Raw genomic sequence first — 20,551 nt, forward strand, 5'->3', positions numbered from 1 at the left:
TTGATTCAGAAAATAATAATTTAAAAAGAAACGCTAAAAATATATTGTGTTAGAGAAAGGGTGAGACATTTTGTCGAAACCAGTCATTGCGATTGTTGGTAGGCCCAATGTTGGAAAATCAACAATTTTTAATCGAATAGTTGGAGAAAGAATTTCAATTGTGGAAGACGTAGCAGGTGTGACAAGAGACCGAATTTATAGTAGTGGAGAGTGGTTAACTCATGAATTTAATATCATTGACACAGGTGGTATTGATATAGGGGATGAACCATTTTTAGAGCAAATTCGCCAGCAAGCTGAAATTGCTATTAATGAAGCAGATGTCATTGTTTTTATGACAAATGGACGTGAAGGTGTAACAGCAGCTGATGAAGAAGTAGCAAAAATTTTATATCGTTCAAAGAAACCAGTTGTTTTAGCTGTTAACAAAGTAGACAATCCAGATATGCGTGAAATGGTATATGATTTTTATGCATTAGGCTTTGGAGAGCCTTATCCAATCTCAGGTTCTCATGGTGTTGGCTTAGGTGATATGTTGGACGAAGTCGTTAATCATTTTCCGAATAAAAGTGAAAACGAATACGGTGAAGAAGTAATTAAATTCTCGTTAATCGGTCGTCCGAATGTTGGAAAATCTTCGTTAGTTAACGCGATACTTGGAGAAGAACGAGTCATTGTAAGTGATATTGAAGGGACAACTAGAGACGCAGTAGATTCATCTTATTCATACCAAGACCAAGAATACGTAATTATCGATACCGCAGGAATGAGAAAAAAAGGAAAGGTATATGAGTCTACTGAAAAATACAGTGTCTTACGTGCCTTGCGCGCTATCGATCGTTCTGATGTTGTACTAATTGTATTGAACGGAGAAGAAGGTATTAGGGAGCAAGATAAGAAAATTGCAGGCTATGCTCACGAAGCGGGTCGAGGAATTGTCATTGTAGTGAATAAGTGGGATGCAATAGAAAAAGATGAAAAGACAATGAAGAACTTTGAAGAGAATATTCGAGAGCATTTTCAATTTTTAAGCTATGCACCAGTTGTTTTCTTGTCAGCTAAAACGAAGAAACGTTTGCATACTCTCCTACCAATGATTAATATGGCAAGTGAAAACCATTCACTTCGCATTCAGTCTAGTGTACTGAATGATGTAATCATGGATGCGGTTGCAATGAATCCAACCCCAACTGATAATGGGAAGCGTCTTAAGATTTATTATGCAACACAAGTTGCAGTGAAGCCTCCTACATTTGTCGTTTTTGTAAATGAACCTGAATTATTACATTTTTCATATAAACGCTTTCTTGAGAACCGAATTCGTGATACTTTTAACTTTGAAGGAACACCAATAAAAATAATTCCAAGAGCAAGAAAATAAAAAAGCAGGTGATGTAATGGTACAGGCAAAAAAAGTAGTAACAGTGTTAGGTGCAGGGAGTTGGGGGACAGCTCTAGCACTTGTGTTAGCCGATAATGGACATTCTGTTCGTTTATGGGGAAATAATGAAGACCATATTCAAGAGATTAACGATAAACATATGAATAGTAAATATCTTCCTGATATTACCCTTCCTCACAATATTAAAGGGTATGTATCTCTACAATCGGCTATAAACGGAGTAGAAACGGTTGTGCTAGCCGTACCGACAAAAGCTATAAGAGAAGTAGTGGCCAATGTTCAAAAAGTACAAGAGGCGCCACTCACTATTGTCCATGTGAGTAAAGGAATCGAACCAGACTCGCATTTACGTATTAGTGAGATGATTGAAGCAGAAATGGATGCGAAGAATAGAAAGGACGTTGTTGTTCTTTCTGGACCAAGTCATGCTGAGGAAGTGAGTCTACGCCACCCTACTACAGTAACAGCTTCATCGAAAAACATTGAAGCTGCGGAAATGGTTCAGGATCTCTTTATGAATCAACATTTTCGTGTGTATACGAATCCTGATATAGTAGGAGTGGAGATAGGTGGAGCTTTAAAGAACATTATTGCATTGGCTGCAGGAGTAACGGATGGTTTAGGGTACGGTGACAATGCAAAGGCAGCGCTTATTACGAGAGGTTTATCAGAAATTGCTAGACTTGGTACTAAAATGGGAGCCAATGCATTAACGTTCTCCGGTTTGACTGGTATAGGGGATTTAATCGTTACTTGTACAAGCGTACATTCTCGAAACTGGCGAGCAGGCAATATGCTCGGTAAAGGGTACAGGTTAGAAGAAGTGCTCGAAAATATGGGGATGGTCGTTGAAGGTGTTCGGACAACGAAGGCAGCACATCAATTAGCTAAAAAATACGAAGTGAATATGCCAATAACGGAAGCGCTTTATAACGTCCTATTTGAGGGAGAAGACCCTAAACACGCATTAGATAATCTAATGGGAAGAAACAAAAAGCATGAAATGGAAGAATTATACAAATTCATGGAAGAAAAATAATTGTTCGGTCGTATTTAACCTTAGGTGACAGTATAGTATCTTAATGTTTCATTGGAGTAATTAGTGGCATGATACCTGTCTTATCGAGGAGGATTTTATATTTACTGCCTCTAACATGACAGTAATTGAAATGCACCGAATCTATTATGCAAGAACTTTGTTTAGGAAATTAGCTGTTGCCAACATTCGATTTTACGCATACTATGCAAGTGTAGTAAATGCAATAAGGCTGAAAGTCAGGATGGGTAAAGTCATAATGTTAGGATTGAAGCAAAGCGCCCCCTTTGCTTCATTTTTTTTGGAAACCATACAGCCAAGCTTGATTACGTCTTTTTTGGTAGTAAATGACTAGGGAACTTGAGCAGAATAATTGAAAATTCAGTTATAAAGGTGATTTTCTTTTGAAATAAACGATGAAATTAGATATGTGGTATAATACATATCGATAAAAAGAAAGGGGTATTAAGTAATGTCATCAATGACAAAAATGTGGATATCTTTTGCCTCCATGGGTTTTATGTTTTTTTCAATCTTAATTATTTATTTGAGTAGGTACAAGTTTTCATCTAAACTTTTAAAGTTTTTTACAGCTCTTATCGCCTACTTTTTCATGTTTATTGGTGGGTTGACGATGATATATATTGTTTTTAGTGGCCCTACCGGATAATGAGGTTCAAAGGAGTATAATAATGAAACGGTTTTCTCAAGCATTTGTCTCAATGATGGTGTTGGTTCTTTTATCAGGATGTTTGTATCCAGAAGAGCAATTAGCACAAAATCAAATACCATATGAAGAACAAATTGAATCTGTTCAAGCAGCAATAAATCAGTTTAAAGAGGAAGAAAATGGATTATTGCCGATTAAAACGAAAGAACATGACACACCAGTGTATCGAAAATATCCTATTGATTTTTCAAAAATAGTACCTCGATATATGGCTTCATCACCTAGTAATTCCTTTGAAAAAGGTGGCATATTTCAATATGTTTTAATTGATGTAGAAGAAAATCCAACAGTGAAGTTAATAGACCTTAGAATTCCAGAAAAAATTAAAGAAATACAAATGAGGATTCGCTCCCAAGGCTATCCCCCAATGAAAGAGCTAATTGGAGATAATGTGTATACGCTGGATTTCGCAAAATTAGGCTATAAAGAAGATCCTTTCGTGGTAAGTCCTTTCTCCGGTGTTCATTTACCATTTGTGATAACGGGAAAGGGGGACCTTTATGTAGATTATCGCCAAGATATATATATGAAACTTGAAGATAAGATGTCAATACAGACTGTCAACGAAGAAGATATCAGGTCTGTTTTACTAGAAGGCTCCCATTTCGTTCCTGCGTATTCCTTACCCTATGTCCTAAATGAAAAAAATGAACCAGACTTTAATCTGAAATAGTTCTATCCCTTCTTTTACAAAATATATTGTATGAGAAGGGATATTTTTTTTCCTTTACCTTAATAGGAAGGTCATAAAAATATAAAAACTTCATAATCATAGTCATAAGAAAATAGGACAACGTCATAGATATATAGTGTTCATTAAAATACACGAATGGTATGTCCTGGAGGATAAAGATGGGAGGGAATCTCTTGGAAAAGGTAGATATTTTTAAAGATATTGCTGAGAGAACAGGTGGAGATATTTACTTAGGGGTGGTCGGAGCTGTCAGGACCGGAAAATCAACATTTATAAAAAAATTTATGGAACTAGTAGTGCTCCCTAATATAGCAAGTGAGGCGGAAAGAGCACGTACTCAGGATGAACTTCCTCAAAGTGCAGCTGGAAAAACCATTATGACAACGGAACCAAAATTCGTACCAAATCAAGCGGCATCTATACACGTTGAAGAAGGGTTAGACGTAAATATTCGCTTAGTTGATTGTGTTGGTTATACAGTTCCAGGAGCAAAAGGTTATGAAGATGAGAATGGGCCGAGAATGATTAATACGCCTTGGTATGAAGAGCCGATTCCATTTCATGAAGCAGCTGAAATCGGTACAAGAAAGGTTATTCAGGAACATTCAACAATCGGAGTGGTGGTAACAACGGATGGTACGATCGGTGAAATTCCAAGAGCGGATTATATTGAATCTGAAGAGAGAGTGATTGAAGAGTTAAAAGAAGTAGGAAAACCTTTCATTATGGTAGTGAATTCAGCAAGACCGTATCATCCTGAAACGGAGCAATTTCGAATAAAATTGCAAGAAAAATATGATATTCCAGTACTTGCAATGAGTGTAGAGAGCATGCGAGAATCGGATGTTTTATCTGTCTTACGTGAAGCGTTGTTTGAGTTTCCTGTATTAGAAGTGAATGTAAATCTCCCTAGTTGGGTTATGGTGTTAAAAGAAGAACATTGGCTTCGCGAAAATTATCAAGAAGCGGTAAAGGAAACGGTAAAGGACATTAAACGCCTTCGAGATGTTGATAGAGTGGTTCATCACTTTAGTGATTTTGAATTTATTGAAGGCGCTGGGCTAGCTGGGATTGAAATGGGTCAAGGAGTAGCAGAAATTGATTTACATGCCCCAGATGAATTGTATGATGAAGTTTTGAAAGAAATAGTTGGTGTTGAAATTCGTGGAAAAGACCATTTATTAGAGCTCATGCAGGACTTTGCTCATGCAAAATTAGAGTATGATCAGGTAGCAGATGCTTTAAAAATGGTGAAACAAACAGGATATGGTATTGCAGCACCATCTCTAGCTGATATGAGTTTAGATGAACCTGAAATTATTCGTCAAGGATCTAAATTCGGGGTAAGACTTAAGGCGGTTGCACCATCGGTTCATATGATCAAAGTGGATGTAGAATCGGAATTTGCTCCTATTATTGGGACGGAAAAGCAAAGTGAAGAACTAGTTCGTTATTTAATGCAGGACTTTGAGGATGATCCGCTGTCAATTTGGAATTCAGACATATTTGGAAGAAGTTTAAGTTCAATTGTGAGAGAGGGTATTCAAGCAAAAATTTCATTAATGCCAGAAAATGCGCGATATAAATTAAAGGAAACATTAGAAAGGATTATTAATGAAGGTTCAGGTGGGCTAATTGCCATAATTCTATAATTGTTAAGCCCGCTAAGCATATATATGTTAGTGGGCTTTTCTTTGGAATTTTCAAGTGATATAATAAGCTAGATGGGAAAATATTCTTTTTCTTTCTTTGGGTAGTGGAAAATATCTAAAAATGAAGTGAATATAAGGAAAGATTCCCATATTTTCATGAATAATTCTTGCTATCACTATTTTTATGTGATAATCTTTTAAAGGAATTGTTGTTGAATAAGCTTTTAACAATATTTATGCGGTATTTTTTTACATTGTATGTATAATATTCGCTCGATTTGTTTACAAATGTAACAAATAAAAGATTTCTAAAATACTCTAACTATTTTGGGAGGAGGTGAATGGCATGAACAAGACAGATTTAATTAATGCAGTAGCTGAAGCAACTGAGCTATCTAAGAAAGATGCAACGAAAGCAGTTGATGCCGTGTTTGAATCTATTCAAAACACACTAGCAAACGGTGATAAAGTACAACTTATCGGTTTCGGTAACTTCGAAGTACGTGAGCGTGCAGCACGTAAAGGACGTAATCCACAAACAGGTGAGGAAATCGAAATTGCAGCAAGTAAAGTACCTGCATTCAAACCAGGTAAGGCACTGAAAGATGCTGTAAAATAATTTTACATATCTTTTTTAGAAAAAGGTCACATGTGTGGCCTTTTTTTTATTTCTGAATAACACAGATAGATCCTACTCTATACTTTGATAAAAAGGATTCTATTCTATCTAAGTTCTAAGCTTAAGTGCACCTTATTAAAGGGACGGCAGTGAATTTAATCAATTCCAACTAAAGGATGTATATAATCTTTAGTGGAGTGGGGTTGTTTTGTGGCGCATAGGTTGATATGGTTGGTAAATTGGGTCAAATGTCTACACCACCTGAACACCTTCTAGCATTTGAACCAGGGCAGCGTTTTTTTACATGTCTATGGTTCGCTTTGTATCATTTAGTTTTTAAATGATAACACCTTTTTGGGAAGGATTTGAAGTATGAAAAAACCATTGTAATAGCAGTTGATTATAGCAACTTTGGCTAGCTTGTAAGTTTTTCTTTTTGCTATGTTTTTTTGGTTATGCTAATATAATCTTTATTCAAACTAAGATAGCTAGTTCTACTAGGTGTAAAATAGGAGGAACAACAATGGCAGAAGTAAATCGTACGCAAATTGAAGAAGCGGTGCGTTTAATTTTAGAAGCAGTTGGCGAAGACCCGAATCGAGAGGGTCTATTAGATACCCCTAAGCGAGTGGCAAAAATGTATGAAGAAGTTTTTCAAGGACTAAATCAAGATCCACGTGAATATTTTGAAACCATTTTTTCAGAAGATCATGAAGAGGTAGTTTTGGTAAAGGATATTCCGTTTTATTCTATGTGCGAACATCACTTAGTCCCATTTTTTGGACATGCTCATGTGGCCTACATACCTCGAAATGGAAAAGTAACTGGATTGAGTAAGTTGGCTAGAGCAGTTGAAGCGGTTGCCAAAAGACCTCAACTACAAGAAAGAATCACTTCAACTGTTGCAGAGTCTATAATGGAAAAGCTAGAACCTCATGGTGTCATGGTCGTTGTTGAGGCGGAGCATATGTGTATGACAATGCGTGGAGTGAAAAAACCAGGCGCTAAGACTGTTACAACAGCGGTTAGAGGTAGCTTTAAAGAGGACGCGCAAGCACGTTCAGAAATTTTATCGTTCATTAAGAATTAAAGAATAGAGGATTTAATTGATGAAAAAAAACGGTTATGAACTAGATGGTTAGGGTAGAAGAGGAGCAGAAAATTGACACGCCTCTCTAATCTGAAATGTTCAACGGTTTAATACTGACGGTAAAAGTTGAATGAATCTACGATTCTGATATATTGAAACATTGTATATTGAGTTGCTTTTCATATTGAAGAGCAGCTTTTTATTTTCTAAAACAAGAACAGACCTAATTCATTGTCTATTGCTTCTCTAAAGATATTCCTCTCTATTAATTCATATACTAGAGTTAAATCCCTCTCGATTTCAGTATAATAGTGGGGTCATTTTTTTACTCTTGAAGAATCCTCCTGCATTCCTTTCCAAACTACAAAACAGTGCTATTAATGTAAAGAGTCATATAGTGGAAGCATCAATTTAGTGATGTGGCCAGCTATTTATATTCAAAATCTTACGTATTTGATTAATTTACTTATTCTATTCAATTCGCAGAACCTATAGGGTTTATGTTATAATGGTCAGTACGTTCAGGTACGTTTTTGAAAGATACATATGTGAAGAAATGGGGATTCGAAAGTATGCCGATATCTACTAGTATACAATCCATTAAAAACTATATTGAAGAACAACTTACGCATCCGTTCTTAAAAAGAAATTTAGGAACACCGAATATTAATGAAGATAAGTTGAAAATATTGATGATACCTTTTAATGGGAATGTTGAATTGAAGGAAATGAAATACATCGCTACAACGATGCTGGTTGAGATTGCTTTGAATACCCATGATCAAGTCTCAGTAGAAGAAGAAGCTTCCCAAGTCAATCGTCAACTAACCGTTTTAGCTGGGGATTACTTTAGTGGATTATATTATCAAATACTCGCTAATATGGATAACCTTGCACTCATCCAAGCTCTTGCCTCTGGGATTAAAATTATAAATGAAAACAAAATCCGGTTGAATCAACAAAAAGTATTGAGCACTTATGATGCGTTTACTTGTGTGAAGAATATAGAAACAGCCCATATTCAAGCATTTTTCGCCCATTTCAATGAGGATAAACATATAGAGAGGGTTACGGATTATCTTTTAGCGAAGCGGTTGGAGAAGGAAACAAACCTATTTATGAAAACAAACCAGTCTTCTTTGTACTATCATGTTAACGGTCAATATTTTCCAGATAAGGTAAACAATCTTGATTCCCTCACTATTAATGAAAAGCAACAGCTTGTCTCTGAAGTAAAGGGTAAAATAAACGCAATAAAAGAAACGACGAATTTGCATTTTAGTGGTCAAGCAGTTCATAATTCTTTCGTGAAAGAAGCGTTCTCTTTAGCCACACAGGCATCAGCTATGACGAATTTGTATGCAGAGGAAGGGTAAAATGACACAAACCAAAGAACAAAAAGTTCATAACGTATTTGAAAAAATATATGGAAATTATGATAAGATGAACAGCTTAATTAGCTTCCAACAACATAAACGGTGGCGAAATGAAACGATGAAGAAAATGAATGTTCAATTGGGAAGCAGTGCACTTGATGTATGTTGTGGAACGGCTGATTGGACGATCGCGCTAGGAGAAGCCGTTGGGAAAGAAGGAAATGTAGTTGGGTTAGATTTTAGTGAAAATATGTTAAGTATAGGAGAGGAAAAATTAAAATCTCTCTCTTTAGATCAAGTGTCTTTAATACATGGTAATGCCATGGAATTACCTTTTGAGGACAATTCATTTGATTATGTAACGATTGGCTTTGGTTTGCGAAATGTACCAGACTATTTGCATGTATTAAAAGAGATGAATCGAGTGTTAAAACCAGGTGGCATGGCAGTTTGTTTAGAAACATCTCAACCAACTATGTTTGGTTATAAACAGTTATATAATATATATTTCCGATTTATTATGCCGATGTTTGGAAAGCTGTTTGCAAAGAGCTATAAAGAATACTCATGGCTTCAGGAATCAGCAAGGGATTTCCCTGGAATGCAGGAGCTTTCTAATCTTTTTGAAAAGGCTGGATTCCAAGATGTTAGTTATAAAGCTTTCAGCGGGGGAGTAGCTGCAATGCACATTGGAAAGAAAAACGATAAAGCTAGGTGAATAGTTATGAAATTAGCTAAAATGTATTCGTTTTTTAAGGCGGATATTGACCATATTGAAAATGAGCTGGAACATTCCATACAGTCTGATTCGACGCTATTAAATGAAGCTTCTCTTCATTTACTTCAAGCAGGGGGAAAACGTATTCGTCCTGTATTTGTTTTGTTAGGAGCTAAATTTGGTGACTATGATATTGAAAAAGTTAAAAATGTAGCAATTGCGCTTGAGCTTATTCATATGGCTTCGCTAGTCCACGATGATGTTATTGACGACGCTGAATTAAGAAGAGGGCAACCGACAATCAAAGCACAATGGGATAATCGTGTAGCAATGTATACCGGTGACTATATCTTTGCTCGATCTCTAGATTACATGACCAAGATTCCTTCCATTGAGGCTCATCAAATTTTATCTAAAACCATTGTAGAAGTATGTGTCGGAGAGATAGCTCAAATTCAAGACAAGTACCGATATGACCAACATTTACGCAACTATTTACGTCGTATTAAACGAAAAACAGCTTTATTAATTGCGGTAAGTTGTCAATTAGGAGCGATTGCTGCAGGTGCTCCACCAGAAATCCACCGTCGTCTTTATCGGTTTGGATACAATGTTGGAATGTCATTTCAAATAACAGACGATATTTTAGATTTTACTGCTACAGAAAAAGAACTCGGGAAACCAGCAGGAGATGACCTAAAACAAGGAAATGTGACGCTTCCTACTCTATATGCCATGGAACAAAAGGAGATAAAATCTATCATCCTCCAAGTTCATGAACATATGGACGATTTAGAATTTAATCAAGTCTTACATAAAATAAAGAGTACAGACTCTATTGAACGTTCACACCAACTCAGCCAACTTTATTTACGTAAAGCTTTAAAAGAGTTAGAAGATTTACCGAAAATAAAGGCGAGGAAAACACTTCGAGACATGGCTCTTTTTATTGGGAAAAGAAAATATTAGAAATTTTAATTGGAAACGTTGTCAAAAAGTCGAAACAGTGTTACTATTTTTGTGGGCTGTAACATGCAGCCTACTTACATAGGGGAGTGGAGATTAAAATGGAACAAACATTTCTTATGGTGAAACCTGATGGCGTACAAAGAGGATTAATAGGTGAAATTGTTTCTCGTTTCGAGAAAAAGGGCTTTCAACTTACCGGCTCAAAGCTAATGCACATTTCGAAAGAGCTTGCTGAAGAGCATTATGGAGAACATAAAGAGCGCCCATTCTTTGGAGAACTTGTTGATTTCATTACATCTGGTCCTGTGTTTGCGATGGTATGGCAAGGGGAAGATGTCATTGCAACAGCGCGAAAAATGATGGGAGCAACAAATCCTGCAGATGCCGCACAAGGAACGATTCGTGGAGATTTCGGAATGATTGTTGGAAAAAACATTATTCATGGATCTGACTCAGCTGAAAGTGCCAAACGAGAAATTAGCATCTTTTTCGATGAGAAGGAATTGCTTGAATATTCCAAACTAGTAAATCAATGGGTATATTAATTTTTAAGGACTCCTTTTAGAGTCCTTTTTGTATGCGCTTTCGTCTAGTGATGTTTGTGAAAACCCCCTCCCATCTATTTTTTCGTTATACTATAACTATAAAGCTATAGGTGAGGATTAATGATGGTAAAAGATTATGAAGTTTTTATTCAACAAATACATCAAAAAACAGGAATAGATTTGTCACTTTATAAAGAAGCACAAATGAAAAGACGCCTGACTTCTTTATACGAAAAAAGAGGATACAGCTCCTTTAGGTCATTTTTTCAATCGTTACAAAAAAATGAAAACCTATTAAATGAATTTTTAGATCGAATGACGATAAATGTTACAGAATTTTATCGCAATCAACAGCGTTGGGAGGTATTGGAGGAGAAGATATTCCCACGTTTACTAAGCAATAATAGACCATTAAAAATATGGAGTGCTGCATGTTCAACTGGCGAAGAAGCATATACAATCGTAATGGTGTTGGCTCAATTGTTGCCATTATCTAAAATTTCTGTTTTAGCCACTGATTTAGATCAATATGCTTTGCAAAAGGCAAAACGGGGGGTTTACCCTTCTAGATCCTTACATGAAGTACCTAATCATATAAAAGAATTGCATTTTAAACAATCTGGTGATTTTTATGAAGTGTCAGATCCTATCAAGGGAAGCGTCACTTTTAAACAACATAACCTTTTATCTAATCCTTTTGAGCAAGGGTATGATTTAATTGTTTGTCGCAATGTTATGATTTATTTTACTGAAGAAGCAAAAGAAATATTGTACAAAAAGTTTAGCCGTTCATTGAAACCCGGAGGTGTGCTCTTTGTTGGGAGTACAGAACAAATTTTTAATCCTGGGAAGTATGGGCTTGAATCGGAGGATACTTTTTTTTATCGTAAACAATAGGAATATCATATAAATAATCACACAAAGCTGTTAAATACGAATAACAGCTTTTATTTTTTTAGAAAATAGATGTAAGATAATAAAATGTATGATATATTTGTACATAACTCTTTAACGAGTTGAAGGAGGAAAGTGTTGTGAGATATTTAACATCAGGGGAATCCCATGGGCCCCAATTAACAACGATTATTGAAGGATTACCAGCAGGTATCCCATTACTTGCTGAAGACATAAATGAGGAATTATCAAGGCGGCAAAAAGGGTATGGTCGTGGAAGAAGAATGCAAATTGAGAAGGACACTGTACAAATAGTTGGAGGAGTTCGTCATGGCCAAACATTAGGGTCTCCAGTAGGCCTTGTTGTCGAGAACCGAGATTGGAAGCATTGGACGAAAATAATGGGAATTGAACCAACAGATGATGCTGAGATAAAACGAACTGTTAGCAGACCTCGTCCTGGTCATGCCGATTTAAATGGCGGCATTAAATATGGTCATCGTGATATGAGAAATGTTCTAGAGCGATCTTCAGCTCGCGAAACGACTGTTAGGGTCGCTGTCGGTGCTGTTGCTAAAAAGCTATTGGCTGGACTAGGTATTCATATTGCAGGTCATGTTACTGAAATTGGGGGAGTGAAAGCAAAAGAACGAACTACCCAATCGATTGAAGAGATTCAATCCATTTCTGAAGCCTCGCCTGTCCGTACTCTTGATGAGTTGGCAGAAAAGACAATGATGAAAGCCATTGATAATGCAAAGGAAGCAGGAGATTCTATCGGTGGTGTTGTTGAAGTGATTGTCGAAGGGATGCCTGTCGGTGTAGGTAGTTATGTTCATTATGATCGGAAACTTGATGCGAAAATTGCAGCAGCAATCATGAGTATTAATGCTTTCAAAGGAGTAGAATTTGGAATCGGTTTTGAAGCAGCAAGAAAACCTGGCAGTGAGGTTCATGATGAAATCGCTTGGAATAAAGAGGACGGTTATGTACGTAAGACAAATCGTCTTGGAGGGTTTGAAGGTGGTATGACATCAGGTATGCCTATCGTTGTTCGTGGAGTGATGAAGCCAATCCCAACATTATATAAACCCCTTAAAAGTGTAGATATTGAAACGAAAGAGGAGTTTTCAGCAAGTATTGAACGAAGCGATAGCTGTGCAGTACCCGCTGCCTGTGTTGTGGCAGAAAATGTTGTGGCGTTTGAGTTAGCAAAAGAGCTTTTAGATCAATTTCCAGCGGATCGTTATAGTGATTTAAAAGAGTCCATTGAACAATACCGACAAACAGTGAAGGAGTTTTAATCATTGAAGGAGCTCATTATTCAAACGCCTTCAAAAAGTTATCCGGTTTATTTAGGATATGGTGCGATTGCTTCTTTGTCACATATACTTAATAAGGGAGCATATTCGTCTATTTTACTTGTAGCGGACGAGGTGGTCTTTCACCTCCATGGAGAAACGGTTCTTAGACATCTTCCTACAAACATACCAACCCATATTTGTAAGGTTCCTTCTGGTGAACAAGCAAAATCTTTTTCTGTTTATGAAGAGACCATATCCGTAGCACTTAAAAAGAAGGTTGACCGGAAAGCAGTTGTTGTAGCATTAGGTGGAGGAGCGATTGGGGATATGGCTGGGTTCGTAGCCTCGACCTATATGCGTGGGATTGCGTTTATCCAAGTCCCTTCAACGATTCTTGCTCACGACAGTGCAGTGGGTGGAAAAGTCGCTATTAACCATCCTTTAGGAAAAAATATGGTTGGACAATTTTACCAACCGGAAGCCGTAATATATGACTTAGACTTCTTAACATCACTCCCTGAAAAAGAGATAAAATCAGGACTTTCTGAGGTGATTAAGCATAGTCTAATTGCGGACTCCACCTTTTATAATCAACTTTTATCTAAAAGAAATTTATCAGAGTTTTCTGGTGAATTCCTAGAAGAAATATTATATAAGGGGATCCAAATAAAAAACACTATTGTTTCCCAAGATGAACGAGAAAATAATATTCGAGCATTTCTTAATTTTGGTCATACTTTTGGCCACGCATTAGAAAAGCACGGCAATTACAAAACGTTTTCCCATGGTGAGGCTGTAATGATTGGCATGGTTTATGCTCTTAGGCTTAGTCAAATGCAAGGTAACTTAGTGTTTGACTTCTCAGGATTTTTGAAATGGATTCATCAACTAGGATACAGTTTAAAAATACCTCCTTATTCATTTGAGTCATTATTGGAGACGATGAAGTTAGATAAAAAAGCTGAAAAAGGGCACCCTAAATTTGTTTTATTAAAAGAAATTGGTTCTCCAATAATCGAGGAAGTTCATACAAATAAATTAGAGGAAGCCTTTCAATTCCTTAAAACGAAAGTGCAGGAGAGTGGAGAATAAAATGATTAGAGGAGTACGTGGTGCTACAACAGTAGAGTACGACAAGGAATTAGAAATTATAGAAGAAACAACTTCTTTGCTTACAAAAATGATTGAAGCGAATCAAATTCAGGCAGATGATGTTGCATCAGTGTTTATCTCTGTCACAGAGGACTTAACATCTACTTTTCCAGCAAAAGCACTAAGAAATTTTACTGGATGGAACTTAGTGCCTGTAATGTGTATGCAGGAAATACCGGTCCCAAACAGTTTGGAAAAATGTATTCGAATCATGATTCATGTGAATGTTGATCGTGAGCTTCCTCAAAAAGATATCGTTCATATATACAGTCGAAATGCCAAAAAGCTAAGACCAGATTTGTCAAACATGTCATAGAAGGCTCAAACTTGTTGTTGTCAGAAAAAGATGATCTATATGGGGTTAATAGGATTGCGGCTAAATACGAATGATAAAAGCATTTCACACCAAAAGAAAGTTAACAAATGAAAGTGCGGGGTGTAAACTCGTGAAGTGGAAAGCAGAAATAGAAAATTTAAAAGCTTATCAACCGGGAAAATCAGTTGATGAAGTGAAGAACGAATTAGGGCTAGAGAAAATTATTAAATTGGCTTCCAATGAGAATCCTTATGGGGCCTCTCCAGCTGTAAAAAAATATATGCAAGAAACAGGCTTTTCGACAGAAATCTATCCTGATGGATACGCAACTAAATTACGTAATAAACTGGCCTCTTTTTTAAAGGTTAATGAGTCTCAATTACTTTTTGGAAATGGCTCTGATGAGGTAATTAGAATCATAGCGCGTGCTTTATTAAGTCCTAATGTAAACACAGTTATGGCGACACCTACTTTTCCACAATATAAGCACAATGCTGTGATTGAAGGAGCTGAAATTAGAGAGGTACCGTTGATGAAAGGAGCACATGACCTAGAGGGAATGCTGCATCAAATAGACGAAAAAACGGCCATTGTCTGGTTATGTAGTCCAAATAATCCAACAGGTCTTTATATTAATGAAAATGCCATCACAGCATTTCTTGATCAAGTTCCTAACGATGTTTTAGTTGTATTAGATGAGGCGTATTATGAGTATGTTACTGCTTCTGATTATTATGACGCTCTTGAACTAATGAAAAAATATCCAAATTTACTTGTCTTGAGAACATTTTCTAAAATATACGGACTTGCTTCTTTTAGAGTAGGCTATGGAATGGGTTCTACAGAAGTGATTCAAAAAATTGAGCCATTACGAGAACCATTTAATAATAACTTTCTTGGACAGGGAGCTGCGTGCATAGCGTTAGAAGATCAAGCATTTATTGAACAATGTCGAAAAGATAATGAGGAAGGCAAACTTCTTTTTGAAACATTTTGTAAAGAAGAGGATCTTGATTGGTATGCTACTCAAGCGAATTTTGTGTTAATTGATGTTAAGGTAGACGGTGACCTAGCATTTAAATATTTGTTAGAGAAAGGGTTTATCGTCCGTTCGGGAGTAACACTTGGATTTCCAACTTGTATTCGAATTACAATTGGAACAAAAGAAACAAATCAAAAAGTTATCACTTCTTTAAAGGAGTTTTTGGATAAGTCTAAAAGAGGTGAAATATGAAAGAAACAGTATTTATCATCGGTCTAGGGTTGATTGGTGGTTCACTTGGGAAAAATATAAAACAAACATACCCTGACTGTCGAATAATCGGTTATGATATTAAAGAAAATGATGTGAATTTAGCTAAAGCTCTCGGCATAATTGATGAGAGTACTTCTTCAATTGAAGCAGGTGCTATTGAAGCGGATTTCATCATACTGTCTACACCGGTTTTTCAAACAAAAAAAATTATACAGTCCCTGAGCCAATTACCATTAAAGCGAGATGTTCTTATAACAGATACCGGAAGTACCAAAACGGAAATTATGAAGGCATCAACCGCTTTAAAGGAGCAGGGCTTTACGTTTATCGGTGGCCATCCTATGGCAGGGTCCCATAAAAGTGGGGTAACAGCTGCGAAAACACTATTATTTGAAAATGCTTTTTATATTTTAGTTGAAGATGAAGGAAATGATGTGGCGATTCAAAAAATTAAAAAATGGCTTAAAGGGACAAAAGCAAATGTAATCGTCACTTCTGCCAAAGAGCATGATTATGTTACAGGTATCATTAGCCATTTTCCTCATCTAATTGCAGCCGCTCTCGTACGTCAAGCAGCAAATGAATCAATTGAATATCCATTAGCAAAAAGGTTTGCTGCTGGCGGGTTTCGAGATATTACAAGGATTGCTTCCTCAAATCCATATATGTGGAGCGAAATTACTTTTGAAAATAAGCATGTATTATTAATGTTATTAGAAAAATGGCAAAATGATATGAATCGTTTAGTTGATATAATTAAAAACAATGAAAATGAGTCTGTCTTTGATTTTTTTAAAAGTGCAAAAGAATTTCGGGATGAGCTTCCTCAAGCTTCTAAAGGTGCGATACCTTCATACTATGATTTATATGTAGATATTCCAGATATACCAGGGGTTATTTCTGAAATAACTGGTTATTTAGCGGAAGAACGAATTAGTTTAACCAATATTAGAATTGTTGAAGCAAGAGAAGACATTTATGGGGTTCTGGTCATAAGTTTTCAAAATGAGCAAGATCGTAAGAACGCCTATAATTGTATTAAAAAACGTACTGCGTACGATCTATATTTAATATGAGGGTGATGGGATGTATAAGTTAACTAACAATAATAATGGACTAAATGGAACAGTGACGATCCCAGGAGATAAATCAATCTCTCATCGAGCCGTAATGTTTGGAGCGATAGCACAAGGTAAAACGGTCATTCATAATTTTTTAATGGGACAAGACTGCTTAAGTACGGTCGCCTGCTTTAGAAAATTAGGAGTGGAAATTAAAGAGGAAAACGAGACAATTATTGTTAATGGTAATGGGTTAGAGGGTCTTACAGAACCAGAGGAGATTTTAGATGTAGGAAACTCTGGTACGACGACTCGGCTATTAATGGGGCTCTTAAGTGGAAGACCTTTTCATTCGGTGATGATCGGTGATGAGTCAATTGCGAAACGACCGATGAAACGAGTTGTCAACCCTTTGAAGAAGATGAATGCAAAGCTAGATGGTCGGAATAATGGAGAATATACTCCTCTTTCAATCAGAGGTGGAGATTTATCAGGGATTACATATGAAATGCCCGTTGCCAGTGCTCAAGTAAAGTCTGCAATTTTATTGGCAGGTATGCAAGCAGAAGGGGAAACGAAAGTTATTGAACCAATGAAAAGTCGTGACCATACAGAAAGAATGATTGAGAAGTTCGGTGGAGAAATAAGTGTGAACGATTCTGAGCGCAGTATAACCATCAAAGGTCAACAAGTATTTCAAGGTACAACGGTCCAAGTTCCTGGGGATATTTCCTCCGCTGCTTTCTTTTTAGTCGCTGGAGCGATTACAAATAATAGTGAAATTACATTAAAGAATGTGGGCCTTAACCCAACAAGGACAGGCATTATTGACGTATTAGAACAAATGGGAGCTGACCTAAAGATTACCGAACGGGTGGAAGCAGATTTTGAACCGATTGGTGATATAACGATCAAAACCTCTTCCTTAAAGGGAATCACGATTGAGGGCGATATGATTCCTACTTTAATTGATGAAATTCCTATCATTGCTTTGCTAGCAACCCAAGCAGAAGGAAAAACGATCATTAAAGATGCACAAGAGTTAAAGGTTAAAGAAACAAATCGAATTGATGCTGTTGTTGAAGAATTATCAAAACTTGGTGCCAGTATAGAAGGGACCGAGGATGGTATGATCATTACAGGGAAATCAGATTTGTACGGTGGAGAAGTTTCCTCGAGAGGAGATCATCGTATAGGCATGATGCTAGCTATCGCTTCGCTAATTACGAGCAGTGAGGTTATTTTGACAGGTGAAGAAGCAATTTCGATATCTTATCCACAGTTCTTTTCAGATTTAACGTCAATTCAGAACTGATAAGATGGAGGTTGTAAAAGCTTACACCCCTTTCTAAAGATTGGGGTGTAAGCTTTTAATGGCCTTATTTTCAGTTCTTTATGTTTTTCATTGAGCACAGTTATTATAGATATTCTATATAGTCTTCACTTCTTTGGTGACGGTCATCCTTTTTACAAATAGGTATGAACGGCGACCTTTTTTCATACCTTGTCTTAAAAGGTGTATTAAGGGGTGGAAGTTAGTGAGTTATATTATTCACAATGCTCGGTGGTATACAGAAGAACGAGAGTATAATGGTTCACTACTCATTCAGAATGGTAGAATTCAGGCTATTAAGACAAATTTTTCTTATTATCGATACATGAAGATGAATGTTTCCCCATTTATATTAACTCCAACACATACGATGGTTGATTGGCATTTCCCCATCACTGGTACAAAAGCGGAAAAGGAATTGTACACTCGAAACCATTATTTACAAAAAGGCTGTACGACTGTCTTACAATTATTAGAGCTTAAGTATCAATTTGAATTAGAACCTACTATTGGCAATGCTAGGAAATCATTGATGAACAATTGCGTTGATTTTGTACTAGGTCTAACCTGTCCCGCACGTCTCATTACTTTAGAATTTATAAGGAAATGTAAAAAATGGAAAATACCAATTATAAGGGTTCAAATTAATTCTAAAGAAGAAATCGATCAAATAAAGTGGTCGTGGGTTAAACAGGCGCTTTATAGTTATCCCATTGTTTTTGTTCCCCAATTTACCAAAGAAATCGAGAAAAATCGTCATGAGTCTATGTCTCTTTATTGGCAAAATACGTTAAATAATGATAAAATCCCTTTTATTTCAACACCATTCTTTCAATATCAAGTATTGTCTATTGATAATTTAAAAAAGATTGGTATTTATCCGAAAAGAGGGAATTTTTTAGTTGGTGGAGAAGTAAGTTATAACCTTTATGACCCGAAGCTAAACACAAAAGTTGAAGATAAACCTATGTTTCATTATGATAATCATAGACTACTGTTAACATCACTTCGTGAAAAGGTAGTGAAATTATATGATCAAACATATTTTGATGAAACAATAGGTGAGGAAATCACCATTCAAACACCGGCCTTTTTTATTTAGCCGAAGGAATAGAAAGGAATTTCATTAATGAATACTGGACAAAAAATGATTGAGGCTCTTCATAAAGGGGATCTCAATGCGGCGCAAATGTATTTTCAGCAAGTCTGCAATGCCGAATCAGATGAAGAAAAATTTGACTTAGCGGAAGAATTGTTTTCACTAGGCTTTTTGGAAGAAACGAAAATATTAGTGGAGCAATTATTAACAAACTATCCGAATGAAAGTGAATTAAAAGTGATGTTAGCGGAGACGCTAGTTGAAATGGATTCAGAAGAGGAAGCATTAAATGAGCTTGGACATATTAAAGAAGGTGATCCGTTTTATCCGAGAGCTCTATTATTAATGGCAGACCTATATCAGATGCAAGGGTTGTATGAAGTAAGTGAAAGAAAATTACTAGAAGCGAAAGGCTTGAATAAAGATGAGCCAGTGATTGATTTTGCTCTAGGCGAATTATATTTAGAACAAGGGAAATTCTTGGAGTCCGTAAGAAGCTACGAATCTTTATTAAAAAGGAATATTCTAGAGTTTGCAGGAATAAACATTCATCAACGAATGGCGGAGTCGCTGAGTGCAGGTGGTGCATTTGAAGAGGCATTAACACACTATGAAAAAGCGGTCGTACAACAGGAGGAAATAAATACACTATTTGGATATGGCTTTACTGCTTTTCAAGCGGGCTTATATGAGAGGGCAATTCAGCAATTAGAAAAGGTATTGGAATTAGACAAGGAATATCACTCCATATATCTTATTTTAGCGAAAGCATATGAACATGAAGAACAGCTAGAAAAAGGATTGAAAACCGTTCAGCGTGGTTTGGAACAAGATTCATTCCAGAAGGATTTACTGTTTTTTGGAGGGAAATTAGCATTAAAATCCGGCGACAATACCCTTGCCGAGTCATATTTAAGAGAAGCATTAGCACTAGACCCTGATTATATTGAAGCAGCTCTAATTTTAAATTCACTCTTACTTAAAGAAGAAAAGTATGAAGAGGTGTTAGAAATTGTTGCACTCGTTAATCAAGAGGGAGAAAGTGTGTCTCAGTTTTTATGGGATTCAGCCAAAGCCTATTATGCATTAGAACAGTTTACGGAGGCAAAAAAACAATATAAGAAAGCCTTTATTGACTTAAAAGATAATGATGAGTTTTTAGAAGAATACGGATATTTTCTTTTGGAAGAGGGATTACAATTAGAGGCAAAGGAAATATTTCAAGCTTTGCAGCGTAGAAACCCTACAAACGAAGAATTTATGTCATTATTAGAACGATTAGAAGATCCTTATGAAATATAAAAAA

At 36.3% G+C, this 20,551-nt stretch carries 20 protein-coding genes; all 20 read left to right on the forward strand.

The features are described from left to right. The first annotated feature begins 70 nt into the window (after positions 1 to 70). The 20 genes from der to WAK64_RS09020 all read left to right on the forward strand — a co-directional run bounded on the left by der (position 71) and on the right by WAK64_RS09020 (position 20,547). Positions 71 to 1,381, forward strand: coding sequence for a ribosome biogenesis GTPase Der (der, locus tag WAK64_RS08925; protein WP_336586617.1), 1,311 nt, complete (start codon positions 71 to 73; stop codon positions 1,379 to 1,381). A gap of 16 nt (positions 1,382 to 1,397) precedes the next feature. Then, positions 1,398 to 2,441, forward strand: coding sequence for an NAD(P)H-dependent glycerol-3-phosphate dehydrogenase (locus WAK64_RS08930; RefSeq protein ID WP_336586618.1), 1,044 nt, complete (start codon positions 1,398 to 1,400; stop codon positions 2,439 to 2,441). A gap of 487 nt (positions 2,442 to 2,928) precedes the next feature. After that, positions 2,929 to 3,108, forward strand: a complete 180-nt coding sequence (locus WAK64_RS08935) for a DUF2768 domain-containing protein (protein ID WP_419465925.1) — start codon at positions 2,929 to 2,931, stop codon at positions 3,106 to 3,108. A gap of 22 nt (positions 3,109 to 3,130) precedes the next feature. Then, the gene (locus WAK64_RS08940) at positions 3,131 to 3,841 is read left to right on the forward strand and encodes a hypothetical protein (protein WP_336586620.1); all 711 of its coding nucleotides are present in this window, start codon (positions 3,131 to 3,133) and stop codon (positions 3,839 to 3,841) included. A 194-nt stretch (positions 3,842 to 4,035) separates the two neighbouring features. Continuing rightward, complete coding sequence (gene spoIVA, locus WAK64_RS08945; protein WP_336586621.1) at positions 4,036 to 5,514, forward strand: stage IV sporulation protein A; 1,479 nt, start codon at positions 4,036 to 4,038, stop codon at positions 5,512 to 5,514. A 346-nt stretch (positions 5,515 to 5,860) separates the two neighbouring features. Beyond that, positions 5,861 to 6,133 (forward strand): HU family DNA-binding protein, encoded by a 273-nt coding sequence (locus tag WAK64_RS08950; protein WP_336586622.1) that lies wholly within the window; start codon positions 5,861 to 5,863, stop codon positions 6,131 to 6,133. A gap of 523 nt (positions 6,134 to 6,656) precedes the next feature. Continuing rightward, a complete protein-coding gene (gene folE, locus WAK64_RS08955; RefSeq protein WP_336586623.1) occupies positions 6,657 to 7,223 on the forward strand; it encodes a GTP cyclohydrolase I FolE in 567 nt (188 codons plus the stop codon). 572 nt (positions 7,224 to 7,795) lie between these two features. Then, positions 7,796 to 8,599, forward strand: a complete 804-nt coding sequence (locus WAK64_RS08960) for a heptaprenyl diphosphate synthase component 1 (protein WP_336586624.1) — start codon at positions 7,796 to 7,798, stop codon at positions 8,597 to 8,599. Between the two features lies 1 nt (position 8,600). Continuing rightward, positions 8,601 to 9,317, forward strand: coding sequence for a demethylmenaquinone methyltransferase (locus tag WAK64_RS08965; RefSeq protein WP_336586625.1), 717 nt, complete (start codon positions 8,601 to 8,603; stop codon positions 9,315 to 9,317). Between the two features lie 6 nt (positions 9,318 to 9,323). Next, a complete protein-coding gene (gene hepT / locus WAK64_RS08970) occupies positions 9,324 to 10,286 on the forward strand; it encodes a heptaprenyl diphosphate synthase component II (RefSeq protein ID WP_336586626.1) in 963 nt (320 codons plus the stop codon). A 98-nt stretch (positions 10,287 to 10,384) separates the two neighbouring features. Then, on the forward strand, positions 10,385 to 10,831 hold the full coding sequence (gene ndk, locus WAK64_RS08975) for a nucleoside-diphosphate kinase (protein WP_336586627.1): 447 nt from the start codon (positions 10,385 to 10,387) through the stop codon (positions 10,829 to 10,831). A gap of 123 nt (positions 10,832 to 10,954) precedes the next feature. Continuing rightward, positions 10,955 to 11,728 carry a CheR family methyltransferase gene (locus WAK64_RS08980; protein WP_336586784.1) on the forward strand — a complete coding sequence of 258 codons (774 nt, stop codon included), beginning with the start codon at positions 10,955 to 10,957 and terminating at the stop codon, positions 11,726 to 11,728. A gap of 137 nt (positions 11,729 to 11,865) precedes the next feature. Further along, entirely contained in the window at positions 11,866 to 13,029 is a 1,164-nt protein-coding gene (gene aroC, locus WAK64_RS08985; RefSeq protein ID WP_336586628.1) for a chorismate synthase, read from the forward strand. A 3-nt stretch (positions 13,030 to 13,032) separates the two neighbouring features. After that, the gene (gene aroB / locus WAK64_RS08990) at positions 13,033 to 14,121 is read left to right on the forward strand and encodes a 3-dehydroquinate synthase (RefSeq protein WP_336586629.1); all 1,089 of its coding nucleotides are present in this window, start codon (positions 13,033 to 13,035) and stop codon (positions 14,119 to 14,121) included. A gap of 1 nt (position 14,122) precedes the next feature. Continuing rightward, on the forward strand, positions 14,123 to 14,497 hold the full coding sequence (gene aroH, locus WAK64_RS08995; protein WP_336586630.1) for a chorismate mutase: 375 nt from the start codon (positions 14,123 to 14,125) through the stop codon (positions 14,495 to 14,497). Positions 14,498 to 14,627: 130 nt separating this feature from the next. After that, positions 14,628 to 15,731 (forward strand): histidinol-phosphate transaminase, encoded by a 1,104-nt coding sequence (gene hisC, locus WAK64_RS09000; RefSeq protein ID WP_336586631.1) that lies wholly within the window; start codon positions 14,628 to 14,630, stop codon positions 15,729 to 15,731. Beyond that, positions 15,728 to 16,828, forward strand: a complete 1,101-nt coding sequence (locus WAK64_RS09005) for a prephenate dehydrogenase (RefSeq protein WP_336586632.1) — start codon at positions 15,728 to 15,730, stop codon at positions 16,826 to 16,828. The genes hisC and WAK64_RS09005 overlap by 4 nt, the downstream gene beginning before the upstream one ends. Positions 16,829 to 16,838: 10 nt before the next feature. Beyond that, the gene (aroA, locus tag WAK64_RS09010) at positions 16,839 to 18,128 is read left to right on the forward strand and encodes a 3-phosphoshikimate 1-carboxyvinyltransferase (protein ID WP_336586633.1); all 1,290 of its coding nucleotides are present in this window, start codon (positions 16,839 to 16,841) and stop codon (positions 18,126 to 18,128) included. A gap of 223 nt (positions 18,129 to 18,351) precedes the next feature. Continuing rightward, complete coding sequence (locus tag WAK64_RS09015) at positions 18,352 to 19,248, forward strand: amidohydrolase family protein (protein ID WP_336586634.1); 897 nt, start codon at positions 18,352 to 18,354, stop codon at positions 19,246 to 19,248. A 27-nt stretch (positions 19,249 to 19,275) separates the two neighbouring features. After that, on the forward strand, positions 19,276 to 20,547 hold the full coding sequence (locus WAK64_RS09020; protein ID WP_336586635.1) for a tetratricopeptide repeat protein: 1,272 nt from the start codon (positions 19,276 to 19,278) through the stop codon (positions 20,545 to 20,547). Positions 20,548 to 20,551: the final 4 nt, after the last annotated feature.

This window comes from Bacillus spongiae, from assembly GCF_037120725.1.
Taxonomy (GTDB): domain Bacteria; phylum Bacillota; class Bacilli; order Bacillales; family Bacillaceae_K; genus Bacillus_CI; species Bacillus_CI spongiae.